This window comes from Mesorhizobium sp. M1342 (assembly GCF_040317955.1).
In the GTDB taxonomy this organism is placed as follows: Bacteria; Pseudomonadota; Alphaproteobacteria; order Rhizobiales; family Rhizobiaceae; genus Mesorhizobium.
This window is the reverse complement of the sequence record NZ_JAMYLI010000010.1, coordinates 151,361-163,851: the sequence shown is the minus strand read 5'-3', so window position 1 is coordinate 163,851 and position 12,491 is coordinate 151,361. Positions and strand designations below refer to the sequence as shown.

13 protein-coding genes are annotated in these 12,491 nt (G+C 62.6%); 7 read left to right on the top strand and 6 right to left on the bottom strand.

Annotated features, from left to right (window positions below; translation table 11 throughout):
• The first annotated feature begins 46 nt into the window (after window positions 1–46).
• The 5 genes from pgeF to NKH06_RS12715 all read left to right on the top strand — a co-directional run bounded on the left by pgeF (window position 47) and on the right by NKH06_RS12715 (window position 3,796).
• Window positions 47–841, top strand: a complete 795-nt coding sequence (gene pgeF / locus NKH06_RS12735; protein WP_128303767.1) for a peptidoglycan editing factor PgeF — start codon at window positions 47–49, stop codon at window positions 839–841.
• A complete protein-coding gene (locus tag NKH06_RS12730) occupies window positions 841–1,992 on the top strand; it encodes a M24 family metallopeptidase (protein ID WP_352893224.1) in 1,152 nt (383 codons plus the stop codon). The genes pgeF and NKH06_RS12730 overlap by 1 nt, the downstream gene beginning before the upstream one ends.
• Before the next feature lie 43 nt (window positions 1,993–2,035).
• Window positions 2,036–2,623, top strand: coding sequence for a hypothetical protein (locus NKH06_RS12725; protein ID WP_352440377.1), 588 nt, complete (start codon window positions 2,036–2,038; stop codon window positions 2,621–2,623).
• A gap of 42 nt (window positions 2,624–2,665) precedes the next feature.
• Window positions 2,666–2,797, top strand: coding sequence for a hypothetical protein (locus NKH06_RS12720; protein ID WP_280940280.1), 132 nt, complete (start codon window positions 2,666–2,668; stop codon window positions 2,795–2,797).
• 63 nt (window positions 2,798–2,860) lie between these two features.
• Window positions 2,861–3,796: a ribose-phosphate pyrophosphokinase gene (locus tag NKH06_RS12715; protein WP_013530002.1), complete on the top strand. Its 936-nt coding sequence runs from the start codon at window positions 2,861–2,863 to the stop codon at window positions 3,794–3,796.
• A gap of 117 nt (window positions 3,797–3,913) precedes the next feature.
• On the opposite strand, the gene NKH06_RS12710 is transcribed toward NKH06_RS12715, so the two are convergent.
• Window positions 3,914–4,798, bottom strand: a complete 885-nt coding sequence (locus tag NKH06_RS12710) for an AraC family transcriptional regulator (RefSeq protein ID WP_352893220.1) — start codon at window positions 4,796–4,798, stop codon at window positions 3,914–3,916.
• Window positions 4,799–4,971: 173 nt separating this feature from the next.
• Here NKH06_RS12710 and NKH06_RS12705 point away from each other — a divergent pair, with 173 nt between their 5' ends.
• A complete protein-coding gene (locus NKH06_RS12705) occupies window positions 4,972–6,213 on the top strand; it encodes an MFS transporter (RefSeq protein ID WP_023809817.1) in 1,242 nt (413 codons plus the stop codon).
• 76 nt (window positions 6,214–6,289) lie between these two features.
• Here NKH06_RS12705 and NKH06_RS12700 read toward each other — a convergent pair whose 3' ends face one another.
• The gene (locus NKH06_RS12700) at window positions 6,290–7,147 is read right to left on the bottom strand and encodes an alpha/beta fold hydrolase (protein ID WP_023809818.1); all 858 of its coding nucleotides are present in this window, start codon (window positions 7,145–7,147) and stop codon (window positions 6,290–6,292) included.
• Window positions 7,148–7,297: 150 nt separating this feature from the next.
• Here NKH06_RS12700 and NKH06_RS12695 point away from each other — a divergent pair, with 150 nt between their 5' ends.
• Window positions 7,298–7,726 carry a MarR family winged helix-turn-helix transcriptional regulator gene (locus NKH06_RS12695; RefSeq protein WP_023809819.1) on the top strand — a complete coding sequence of 143 codons (429 nt, stop codon included), beginning with the start codon at window positions 7,298–7,300 and terminating at the stop codon, window positions 7,724–7,726.
• 96 nt (window positions 7,727–7,822) lie between these two features.
• Here NKH06_RS12695 and NKH06_RS12690 read toward each other — a convergent pair whose 3' ends face one another.
• The 4 genes from NKH06_RS12690 to NKH06_RS12675 all read right to left on the bottom strand — a co-directional run bounded on the left by NKH06_RS12690 (window position 7,823) and on the right by NKH06_RS12675 (window position 12,489).
• Window positions 7,823–8,605 (bottom strand): ABC transporter ATP-binding protein, encoded by a 783-nt coding sequence (locus tag NKH06_RS12690; protein ID WP_128303763.1) that lies wholly within the window; start codon window positions 8,603–8,605, stop codon window positions 7,823–7,825.
• Between the two features lie 49 nt (window positions 8,606–8,654).
• A complete protein-coding gene (locus NKH06_RS12685; RefSeq protein ID WP_352440471.1) occupies window positions 8,655–10,004 on the bottom strand; it encodes an ABC transporter substrate-binding protein in 1,350 nt (449 codons plus the stop codon).
• Window positions 10,005–10,090: 86 nt separating this feature from the next.
• Entirely contained in the window at window positions 10,091–11,422 is a 1,332-nt protein-coding gene (locus NKH06_RS12680) for an ABC transporter substrate-binding protein (protein ID WP_128303762.1), read from the bottom strand.
• Window positions 11,419–12,489: a branched-chain amino acid ABC transporter permease gene (locus tag NKH06_RS12675; RefSeq protein ID WP_023809822.1), complete on the bottom strand. Its 1,071-nt coding sequence runs from the start codon at window positions 12,487–12,489 to the stop codon at window positions 11,419–11,421. Before NKH06_RS12675 ends, NKH06_RS12680 begins: the two co-directional genes overlap by 4 nt.
• Between the last annotated feature and the right edge of the window lie 2 nt (window positions 12,490–12,491).

The window sequence follows — 12,491 nt, the reverse complement described above, 5'->3', positions numbered from 1 at the left end:
GCACCTTCTTCTTGACGAAACCGCCCACACGGACAACAACGCCCGCATGCTGAATCAGACCAAACCGGATCCCGTTCGGTCGCCGCTGCTGGACAAGGCGCGGGCACAAGGCATCCGCCACGGCTATTTCACCCGCGTCGGCGGTGTCTCCGGCGGCATCTACCAGGGCCTCAACATCGGCACCGGATCGAATGACGACCCGATGCTTGTGGCGCAGAACCGCGGCCGCGTCGCGGCATGGATGGGCGTGCCGGCGAGCCATCTGTTGACCGCCTGGCAGGTCCATTCGCCCGACGTCATCATCGCCAGGGAGCCCTTTGCCGGCGAGCGGCCCAAGGCAGACGCCATCGTCACCGACCGGCCGGGCATCGCCATCGGCGCTTCTACCGCCGATTGCGGTCCCGTGCTGTTCGCCGATGCGCAGGCGCGCATCATCGGCGCCGCGCACGCCGGCTGGAAAGGCGCGTTCACCGGCGTGCTCGAAAACACCATCCTGGCGATGGAAAGCCTCGGCGCCCGGCGCCAAAACATCGTCGCCGTGCTAGGCCCCTCCATCGGCCCGAAAAACTACGAGGTCGGCCCGGAATTCGTCGCCCGCTTTGTCGAAGTCGCCGCCGAAAACATCCTCTATTTCGCGCCGTCCGCCAATGCCGGCCATGCGATGTTCGATCTCAACCGCTACACGGTTGACCGGTTGGCCAAGGCCGGCGTGACGGCTGAGGGCCTTGACCGCTGCACTTACGCCGAGGAAGGCCTGTTCTACTCCTACCGGCGCACCACGCATCGCAAGGAGCCCGATTACGGCCGGCAGGTTTCGGCAATTGTCTTGGAGAGGGAATAATGGCGCTGCATTTTGAACGATCTGAATTTGACGCGCGGCGCGACCGGCTGGTCATCGAGATGGCCGAAAAGAAGCTCGACGCCATCCTGCTGTTCGCGCAGGAAAGCATGTACTGGCTGACCGGCTACGACACGTTCGGCTTCTGCTTCTTCCAGTGCCTGGTAGTGAAGGCCGACGGTTCGATGGTGCTTCTGACCCGCTCGGCCGACCTGCGCCAGGCGCGTCAGACCTCGATTATCGACAACATCGTCTTGTGGACGGACCGCAACGGCGCCAATCCGGCGGTCGACCTGCGCAATCTGCTCAACGAACTCGACCTGCTCGGCGCCCGCATCGGTGTCGAATACGACACCCATGGCCTGACCGCGTTCAATGGCCGACGGCTCGACGAACAGTTGCAGACCTTCGGCCAGATCGCCGATGCGTCCGGCATTGTCGGCCATCTGCGCCTGTTCAAGAGCCCGGCCGAGGTCGCAAAGGCCGAGAAGGCCGCCAATCTTTCCGATGATGCGCTCGACGCGGCGCTGCCGCTGATCAAGCAAGGCGGCGACGAAGCCCTGATCCTGGCCGCCATGCAGGGTGCGATCTTTGCCGGCGGCGGCGACTATCCGGCCAACGAATTCATCATCGGCTCCGGCATCGATGCGCTGCTGTGCCGCTACAAGGCCGGCCGCCGCAAGCTCACCAAAAATGACCAGCTGACGCTCGAATGGGCCGGCGTCTTCAACCACTACCACGCACCGATGATGCGCACGGTGCTGACCGGCAAGGTGTCGAAGCGCCATCAGGAACTGTTCGGCGCCGCCCGCGCGGCACTCCTGGCTGTCGAAAAGGCGATGACGCCGGGCAACAGCTTCGGCGACGTCTTCGATGCGCATGCCCGCACCATGGAGGCGCACGGCCTGACCAAGCACCGGCTGAACGCCTGCGGCTATTCAGTCGGCGCCCGCTTCACCCCGTCCTGGATGGACATGCCGATGTTCTACCAGGGCAATCCCGAACCGATCGCGCCCAACATGACGCTGTTCGCCCATATGATCATCATGGACTCCGATACCGAGACGGCGATGACGCTTGGCCGGACCTACCTGACCACCGAATCCCAGCCCAAGCCGCTGTCCCGCCATGATCTCGACTTGATCGTACAGTGAATCCACAGTGGGAGGCGTTCTTCGCCAAGGAGTTAGAAGGCAAATGAGACGATCGCATGTGACGACCGTGTCATTGCTTGTGGCATTGGCTCTTGCCGCCTGCACCAACGCAAAGGACGTGCTCGAACCGTCGGCGATCACGCCGCCGGCGACGTCGACCCAGACGCTGCCCGCCACCAGCACGGCGGGCGCTCCCGCAACCACCGCCGCACCGGTCACATCAGCCCAAAGCGCTGCCATCCTGTCGAAGACCCGCCTGCAGATCGCGCCGATCGTCGGCGCTTCGGTGGAAGCCGCGACACCTCTGACGGCGGAGTTGCAGACCCGCGCCAGGCAGCGCGGTATCACGCTCGCCGGCAGCGCCGACCAGACCGTGACACATGTGCTGAAGGGCTATTTCTCGACGATGTCGGAAGGCGCCGACATCACCGTCATCTACGTCTGGGATGTCTATGACCCCGCCGGCAACCGGCTGCACCGCATCAATGGTCAGCAGAAGGCCCCGTCGGTCAATTCCGGCGCCAGCGCGGGCGGCGACAGCTGGAAGGGGGTCTCGCCGGCCACCATGCAGACGATCGCCGACCAGACCATCGACCAATTCGCGGCCTGGCTCGGCGGCAAGGCGGGCTAGAGGCATCGGACCCAAAAGTGGAGACGGTTTTGGGAAAATCCGATGCCCGACGAGAAGAAGGGGCAGCGCAAGTCCGCTGCTCCCTGTTGCAGCCCGGCGATGGCGCGGAGCTTTCTTGAGTTTAGCCGGCGGATTCCCGATCTCGGCGCTTGCAATACCGGCGCGGGCCGCTAAAAGCCCGGTTAAAGGGCGCAAGCGAGTCCGTCAGGTCTCATCATCCTCCACCAGGAACCGTGCATGAAACTCTTCGCGGGCAATTCCAACAGGGTGCTGGCCGAAGCGGTCGCCCGGTACCTCAACGTCCCGCTGGGCAAAGCTACGGTCAGGCGCTTCGCCGACCAGGAAATCTTCGTCGAAATCCAGGAAAACGTGCGCGGCGAGGATGTCTTCATCCTGCAATCGACCTCGTTCCCAACCAACGATCATTTGATGGAATTGCTCATCATGATCGATGCCTTCATGCGTTCCTCGGCCAAGCGCATCACGGCGGTCATCCCCTATTTCGGCTACGCCAGGCAGGACCGCCGCGCCTCCGGCCGCACGCCGATCTCGGCCAAGCTGGTCGCCAACATGATCACCCGCGCCGGTGTCGACCGCGTTCTGACGCTTGACCTGCATGCCGGCCAGATCCAGGGCTTCTTCGACATTCCGACCGACAATCTGTTTTCCGTGCCGGTGATGGCCCGCGACGTGAAGGCCAAATACAAGCAGCTCGGCAACGTCGTGGTGGTCTCGCCCGACATTGGCGGCGTGGTCCGCGCCCGTGCGCTGGCCAAGCGCTTCGATGCGCAACTGGCCATCGTCGACAAGCGCCGCGAGCGTCCCGGCGAATCGGAAGTCATGAACATCATCGGCGCGGTCGCCGGCAAGGATTGCCTGCTTATCGACGACATCGTCGATTCCGGCGGCACGCTGTGCAACGCCGCCGATGCGCTGCTGGCCAACGGCGCCACCAGCGTCACCGCCTATATCACCCACGGCGTGCTGTCGGGCGGCGCGGTTGCCCGCATCAGCGGTTCGAAGCTCCAGGAACTGGTGATCACCGATTCCATCCAGCCCACCCAGGGCGTGCTCGATGCTCCCAACATCCGCGTCATCTCGATCGCCGACCTGATGGGCGAAGCCATTTCGCGCACCGCGACCGAAGAATCGGTGTCGAGCCTGTTCGACTAGAGCAATTCCAGGAAAAGTGTGAAGCGGTTTTCCGTCTAGAACCGCGTCAAAACAAAGAGTTAGAGCAGATCGCCGTTTCCGTGAAACGGTGAGATGCTTCTAGAACAGCACCTGCCGTTACGGCGCAGAGCTTTCCAACCGAACCGGCCCGATCAGGCGACGAGCGACCTCGACGCTCTCTCGTGCGCCGCGCATATAGCCGCGCGGCGAGGTCCCCAGCATGCGCTTGAACATGGTGATGAAGGCCGGCACGCTGTCATAACCGAGATCGAGCGCCACCCTGGTGATCGGCTCGCCGTCCGCCAGCCTGGGCAGCGCCGCGAACAGGCAGGCCTGCTGGCGCCATGTCGACAGCGACAGGCCGGTCTGGCGCTGGAAGGCGCGCGTGAACGAACGCCGGCTCATGCCGGCGGCATCCGCCCATTCATCGATCGTCGCGTGCGGCGACGGTGCGGCGACGAAGCGCCGGCACAGCGCCGACAGCCTCGGATCGGACGGGAATGGCAGCCCGAGAGGCCGTTCCGGCAAGGTCGGGATTTCGTGCAGCAAAAGGTTCATGATCAGCCCACCGCGTCCTTCCAGAACGCCGCCTTGCGGCAGCTTTTCCGATTCCACGATCAGGCTGTGCATCAGGTCGGTGACGCCGACGACGCGCAAGCCTTCGGGCAGCCCGGGGATCGCCTGTGGCATGACATAGACCGAACGCATCGAGACATCGCCCAGCATCTCGACGGAATGCTCGGTGCCGGCTGGAATCCACATCGCGTGGTCCGGCGGCACCATCCAGCGCCCGTTGCGCGTCGTCACCAACACCACGCCGACAAGCGCATGCAAGAGCTGGCTGCGGCTGTGGCGGTGCTGCGGCACACGGTAGCCATCGGGATATTCGGTCGGCAATGCCACCGCCGGCCCGGCCACTTGCTCAAGCCACTGCCAGCGGCTCTCGTGCAACTGGCCGAGATTGGCGTTGCCAGCGTGAAAGACTTCTTTGCCGTGCGGCATCCGATATGGCCCACTTGCGAAACTATTGGACCAAACCACGAAAGAAGTCATCCCGCAAGCAGCTTATAAGGCACCGTCCCCAAGCGCTCCACAGGAGCGTCCGACAAGGCGGCCGCAGGTGCGTCCGTCAACTGCCTGCGGGCCTGCCCGCCAAAAAGACCACGGAGCCTACCTTGACCGATACGATAGCCGCCAGCGTCGCCCCACCGGCGACCACCAGTCACGCTTCAGCCCAGGCGACGGCCTTCACCGTCATCCTGGCGGTGAGCTTCTGCCATTGCATCAACGATATCATGCAGTCGCTGCTGTCGGCCATTTACCCGCTCCTGAAAGAGAATTATGGCCTCGATTTCTGGCAGATCGGCTTGTTGACCTTCACCTTCCAGGTGACCGCGTCGCTGCTGCAGCCTGTGATCGGCATGATCACCGACAAGCGGCCGATGCCCTACTCGCTGCCCTACGGCATGGCGTCATCGCTGATCGGCCTGATTGTGCTCGCCTATGCCGGGCATTATTCGCTGCTGCTGATCGGCGCCTCGCTGATCGGCATCGGCTCGGCGATCTTCCATCCGGAATCCTCGCGCATCGCCCGCTTCGCCTCCGGCGGCCGCTTCGGCCTGGCGCAGTCACTGTTCCAGGTTGGCGGCAATTTCGGCCAGTCCATGGGGCCGCTGCTGGCGGCCTTCATCGTCGTGCCGTTCGGCCAGACCAGCATTTCCTGGTTCGCCGTCGGCTCGCTGATCGGCATCATCGTTTTGTGGCAGGTCGGCGGCTGGTACAGCCGGCTGCGTGCCGCGCAGGGCACCCGCAAGGCGGCGAGCTTCGTTTCGCCTTTCCCGCGCCGCAAGGTGACGAATGCATTGATCGTGCTGACATTGCTGGTGCTGAGCAAGAATGCCTACATCGCCAGCCTCGCCAGCTACTACACCTTCTATTCCATGCATAAGTTCGGCGTTTCGGTGCAGATGTCGCAGGTCATGCTGTTCCTGTTCCTCGGTGCCTCGGCGCTGGGCATCCTGCTCGGCGGCCCGTTCGGCGACCGCTACGGACAGAAGGCGATGATCTGGTTCTCCATCGTCGGCGTGCTGCCTTTCACGCTCGCCCTGCCCTACGCCAATCTGGAATGGACGATGGTGCTGACGGTGCTGATCGGCCTGATCCTGTCCTCGGCCTTCTCGAACATCGTCGTCTTTGCGCAGGAGCTCGTGCCGGGCCGCGTCGGCATGATCGCCGGCATCTTCTTCGGCTTCGCCTTCGGCATGGGCGGCATCGCGGCGGCCGTGCTCGGCATCGTCGCCGACATGAAGGGCATCGATTTCGTCTTCCAGATCTGCTCGTATTTGCCGTTTCTTGGATTGCTCACCGTGTTCCTGCCGAACATGAAGGAAGCACGCAAAGCGCAGTTAGTTGCCTAGATCACGCTAATCTGAACCTCACAAAAAATGCACCCGCCTGATGGCGGGTGCATTTTTGTAGGCTATTCGGAAAGCCCTATGCCTTGAAGAAGGCCAGCAGGTCGGCGTTGATGACATCGGCATGGGTTGTGGCCATGCCGTGCGGAAAACCCTCGTAGACCTTAAGCTCGCCCTTCTTGAGCAGCTTGATCGTCAGCAGCGCCGAGTCGGCGATCGGAACGATCTGGTCGTCGTCTCCGTGCATGACCAGGACCGGCACGTCGATTGCCTTCAGATCCTCCGTGAAGTCGGTTTCCGAGAAAGCCTTGATACAATCATAATGCGCCTTGGTGCCGCCCATCATGCCCTGGCGCCACCAATTGTCGATGACGCCCTGCGAGATGTCCGCGCCCGGGCGGTTGAACCCATAGAATGGACCGGCGGGAACATCGCGGAAGAACTGGGCGCGATTGGCTGCCTGGGCAGAGCGGAAGCCGTCGAAGACCTCGATCGGCAGGCCGCCGGGATTGGCAGCGGTCTTGAGCATGATCGGCGGCACCGCGCCGATCAGCACCGCCTTGGCGACACGGCCTTCGGCGCCGTATTTGGCGACATAGCGCGCCACTTCGCCGCCGCCGGTCGAATGGCCGACATGGATGGCGTTCTTGAGGTCCAGATGAGCGGTGAGTTCCGCGACGTCGGCGGCATAGGTATCCATCTCGTTGCCGATATCGGTCTGGGTCGAGCGGCCGTGGCCACGACGATCATGTGCAATGACACGGTAGCCCTGTGACAGGAAGAACAGCATCTGAGCGTCCCAATCGTCGCTGCTCAACGGCCAGCCGTGATGAAAGACGACAGGCTGCCCGGTCCCCCAGTCCTTGTAGTAAATCTGCGTTCCGTCCTTGGTGGTGATCGTACCGCTGCCGGAACTGGGCTTGGTTTGCGAGGTCATCTCAATCTCCTTCTGTTATTTTCGCGATAAACGATATCGCGATAACGATTTAGCTAGCGCGACTCAAAACCCTTGTCCACAAAAATATGTATCGCGATATTATTTTTCGTGGTATCGAATTGACGCCCATATTGGCAAAAGGAATGCGCCGTGCCTCTCCCGTTGGACAATCAGCTCTGTTTCACGCTCTATGCCACCAGCATGGCCATCAACCGCAGCTACAAGCCTATGCTGGACGAGATGGGCATCACCTATCCGCAGTACCTGGTACTGAACGCACTTGGAGAGGCTGACGGCATGTCGGTCGGCACGATCGCCCACAGGCTCGCTCTGGAATCGAGCACCGTCACGCCGCTGGTAAAGCGAATGGAGCAGGCCGGGCTGGTGACCCGCCAGCGCAGCCAGACCGACGAACGCCAGGTGCAGGTCGACCTGACATCAGCCGGGCGCGGGCTGCTGGTGCAATGCAACTGCCTGAATGAAGCCTTGATCGAGCGCTCGGGCATGACGCTGGCGCAGCTCGATGCCTTGAACCGGCAGATCCAGGCGCTACGCGCCGCGTTGATCGGCGACCGGTAGCCGGCCCGGCCTTCTCGACGGTCGGACCTCACCCGCCGGCCTCTGCCCGCGAGATGCATCCTCGAAGACATTCGCGGATCGAACGCGACGACTGCGTCAGGGCGCGTCGCCCAGATAGATGCGGTGGAGATCGTCACGCGCTGCAAGGTCGGCCGCCGGCCCTTCGAGCGCCACGCGGCCGGTGTCAAGAACATAGCCGCGCTGTGCGTAGGCAAGCGAGAGAGCCGCATTCTGCTCCGCCAGCAGAAAGGCCGTCCCTTTCTCCCGGTTAAGGCGCGCGATGATCGCGAAGATTTCCTGAACGATGCGCGGTGCGAGCCCCATGGAGGGCTCGTCGAGCAGGACGAGCCTTGGTTGCGTCAACAACGCCCGGCCGATGGCCAGCATCTGCTGTTCGCCGCCGGACGCAAGCCCGGCATGCGTGCGCCGCTTGTCGCGCAGGCGTGGAAACCAGCCGTAGACGTCGTCGAGCTGACGCTGCAGTTCCTTGCGGCTTGGCCGGTGCAGAAATGCGCCGGTCAAGAGGTTCTCCTCGACCGTCAGATGCGAGAAGACATGGCGCCCTTCCATGACGTGGACGATGCCCCGCGTTGCCAGTCTGTTGGCCGCAAGCCCGAGAATATCCTCACCGTCGAGGCGAATATGCCCCCGGCGCACCTTGGCCCGATCGGCGCTGGCCAGGCCCGAAATCGCCTTGAGCACAGTACTCTTGCCGGCACCGTTGGCTCCAAGCAAAGCAACGATTTCGCCGTTGCCGATCGTCAGCGACACATCGGCGACGGCCAGAATGGCGCCCCCATAGACGACTTCGATGCCCGACACTTCGAGAAGGGTGTCCTGATCAGCCGCCGGGGCGACGGGCTTCGATGTCGTGGTCATGGCGTTTCTCCTTATCGTGGGAAACCGTCAAAGCGGCCGCCGCGTCCTGTCAGTTGCTGCCGATATCGCGGGGCGTAATTCCATGCTCCTTGGCATAGGCCTCGGATTTCGCGTCGATCAACGGACGCAGCGTTGTGCGATCGGCCTGCACCCAGTCGCTGACGAGAGACCATTTGGACCCGTTCCATTGCTGCACGCGCACCGCGCCGCCGCCCTCATGGTCCGCGGGCGTCAGTTGGAGGTTCTGCACCAGGCCTCGGAAACCTGCCCTTTCAAGGGCTGCGTCATCAAGCTTCAGGTGCTCCAGCGCCCACTGGCCTTCTTCTCCGGTGATCGGGCGGTTGCCGAACTTGGCCTGGGCCTGCCGAACGATCTCCACAGAGAGCAGGGCGCCGACGAGACCTGAATTGTAATAGACGCTGCCGAAGGCCTTGGTATCGCGCAGGTCGGACTTGCCGGCGTCGATGATGTCCTTCTTCAAACGCTCGTGGATCTTGAAGTCGGCGCCGGCCGGATAAGGCGTCAGCGCCAGATATCCCTTCGCCGCTTCGCCGGCCGGGATCACGTCTTCCTCGGACGAAGCCCAGACATCGCCGATGATGTGGTCGGCGGGAAAGCCGAAACGCACCGCGGTCTTGATGGCTACCGGCGTCGAAACACCCCAGGTTCTCAGGAACACCCAGTCCGGCTTTGCTTCGCGGACCTGCCGCCACTGCGAGGATTGTTCGCTGCCCGGATCGGCAACGGGAATCTGGATATTCTCGAAACCGTATTTCTTTGCCAGAAGGGCGAGCGGATCAAGCGTCTCGCGGCCATAGGCGCTGTCATGGTAGACGGTGGCGATCTTCTTTCCCTTGAGCTTGTCGAAGCCGCCTTCGCGCTCGGCAACATAGTTCACGACCGCCGACGCCTCGCTGTAGAAGGTCACCATGACCGGAAAGATATAGGGGAACACACGCCCGTCGGTGGCCTCGGTGCGACCGTAGGCAAGTGTTACCAGCGGTATCTTGTCCGCGGCCGCGCGGTCGGAAAGTGCATAGGCGGCAGGCGCGCCGTTCGGGAAATAGGCGGCGACCGGAGCGCCGTTCAGCCCGTGCTTGAAGCGCTCATAGCATTCGATGCCCTTTTCGGCCGTCCATTCCGTCTCGCATTCCTGCCAGGCAATCTTGACGCCGTTTATGCCGCCTTCGACTTCGTTGATATAGCGGTAATAATCGATCTGCCCGGCCCAGATGGAAGCGCCCGACGCCGCATAGGGGCCGACGCGATAGCTGGCGATCGGGAAAAACTGTTTGTCGCTGTCGGGACCCGGCTGGGTTTCAACGGCCTTGGCTGCACTGGCAAGCAGCAGCAACGAAGTGGCAGCCGCCAGGGCAGCGCGCAAGAGCTTTTGGTGCATGGCGAGCTTTTGGTGCATGGTGAACTCCTGTTTCAGGCAAGGAGGGGCACGACGCCCCTCCCCCGGTGGGACTATCAAGTGGAATATCAATTGGTTTCGGTATCTGGCGTACGCGGTGCGATGCCGTGTTCCTTGGCATAGGCGGCGGCTTGCTGCTCGATCAGCGGCCGTAGCGCTTCGTGGTCGGCCTTGATCCAGTCGGTCTGGAGAACCCACTTCTTGCCATCCCAGCTCTGGATGCGGGCAGCGCCGCCGCCTTCATGGTCAAGCGGCGTGATCTGGATCGGCTGCAGCAGGCCGACAAAGCCGATCTCCTTGAGACGGTTTTCGTCGATGGTCAGATGCTCGAAGGCCCACCGGCCTTCCTCGCCATTCAGGGGACGAGCGCCAAACTTCTTGTAGCCGGTGCGGAGCGCCTCCACGGCGAGCGCGGCATTGACCAGACCGACATTGTAATTGACGGCGCCGAAATACTTCTGATCGCGCAGGTCGGACTTGCCGGCGTCGAGAATGAATTTCTTGAGCCGCTGATGGATCTCGAAATCGGCCCCCGCCGGATAAGGCGCAAGGGCGGAATAGCCGATCGCCGCCTTCCCGGCCGGGATGACGTCGGATTCGGAGCCGGCCCAGACGTCGCCGATGATATGATCGGCCGGAAAGCCGAAGCGGGCTGCCGTCTTGATGCCCACCACGGTGGAGACACCCCAGGTGCGCAAGAACACCCAGTCCGGCTTCAGCTCATGGACCTGGCGCCATTGCGGCGACTGTTCATTGCCTGGATCGGCGACGGGGATCTGGATGTTCTCGAAGCCGTATTTCTTGGCGAGCAGGTCGACAGCGGGCTGGGTGGCACGCCCATAGGCGCTGTCGTGATAGACGGTTGCTATCTTCAAGCCCTTGAGCTTATCGAACCCACCGACCTTGGACGCGATATAGTTGATGCCGGTCGAGGCCTGGCTGTAATAGCTGAACAGCAGCGGGAAGGCATACGGGAACACCCTGCCGTCGATGGATTCGGTGCGCCCACCGGCCGGATCGATCAGCGGGATCTTGTCGGCGGCAGCCTTCTCGAGCAGCGCATAGGTCGCGGGCGTGCCGTGCGTGAAGAAGAAAGCGATCGGCGAACCATCCTTGCCGCCCTTGACCCGCTCGTAGACCTCGACAGTCCGGTCCGGGCTCCACTCGGTCTCGAACTCTTCGTAGTTGAGTTTTATCCCGTCGATGCCGCCCTCGACCTCATTGATATAGCGGAAATAGTCCCTTTCGCCTGCCCACCAGAGTTCGCCCGAAGAGGCGTAGGCACCGACACGATAGGTCGGCAGCGGGATATATTGCGACACATCCGCGGCGTTGAGCGTGGCGGGGCTCGCCACGAAGGCGCCACCCGCCAAAAGCGCGGCAATGATCAGTTTCTTCACGTCTGTCTCCTGATTTTGAGCCGCGCAAGGCGGCGATTGCCTAAATCTCCACGCTGTCTTTGCAGCAAGCGGGCTAGTCCCTCCGGTTCCTTGATGAGAAACCAGAGGATGAGGACCCCGAAGATCACCTTCTGGATGTTTTGAAGCAGTCCGGCGTCGACATGGCCGCCGAGCAGCCGCTGGAACAGCCAGTCGAGCGCCAGCGGCAACAGGCTGACGAAGGCGGCTCCGAAATAAGCGCCGCGAATGGTGCCCATGCCGCCAATGATGATGATGAAGAGTATCTGGTAGGATCGCGTCAGGCCGAAGCTCTGCACGCTGGCCGATCCGAGATACGCAAATGCCCAGAGTGCGCCCGCAATGCCCAAGATGAAGCTCGATACGGCGAAGGCCTGGAGTTTCGCGCGCAGGATCGGCACGCCGATCACGGCCGCTGCCGTATCCATGTCGCGGAGGGCCATCCAGTTGCGACCGGGCTGGCTGCGCACGAGATTGTAGGAAAGCCAGGTCAGCACGGCGACGCTGGCGAGCGTCAGGTAATAGCGTCCGTGCGGGCTGTTGAGATCGATGCCGAAGACGGACAGACCCGCTGGAAGCGAGATCGTGGCAGACGGATCACCGTTGTAGAACCACGGAAATTTGAGAAACAGCCATTCGAAGAAGAACTGCGCGGCAAGCGTGCTGACGATCAGATAGAAACCCTTGATGCGGGTCGAGGGAAAGCCGAAGGCGAACCCGACCGCGCCGGCGACGATGCCGGCTGCTATCAGTGCCAATGGCAGCGGCAGTTCGGGCAGCCGCAGCTGGAAGGCAAATGCCGCATAGGCGCCCACCATCATGAACGCACCGGCGCCGAGCGATATCTGGCCGGCATAACCCGTCAAAAGGTTGAGGCCGAGACCTGCCAGCGACAGAATAAGGAACGGCACGGCGATAGCATTGATCCAGTATTCCGTGGCGAGGAAAGGTAGGGCAACAATCAGGGCAGCCGCGGCTATGCCGACCAGTGTCCGGGTGCTTGCGCCCTCGCCTATGCCGCCGGTAAGCCGGAGTTCAATATCGGACATGA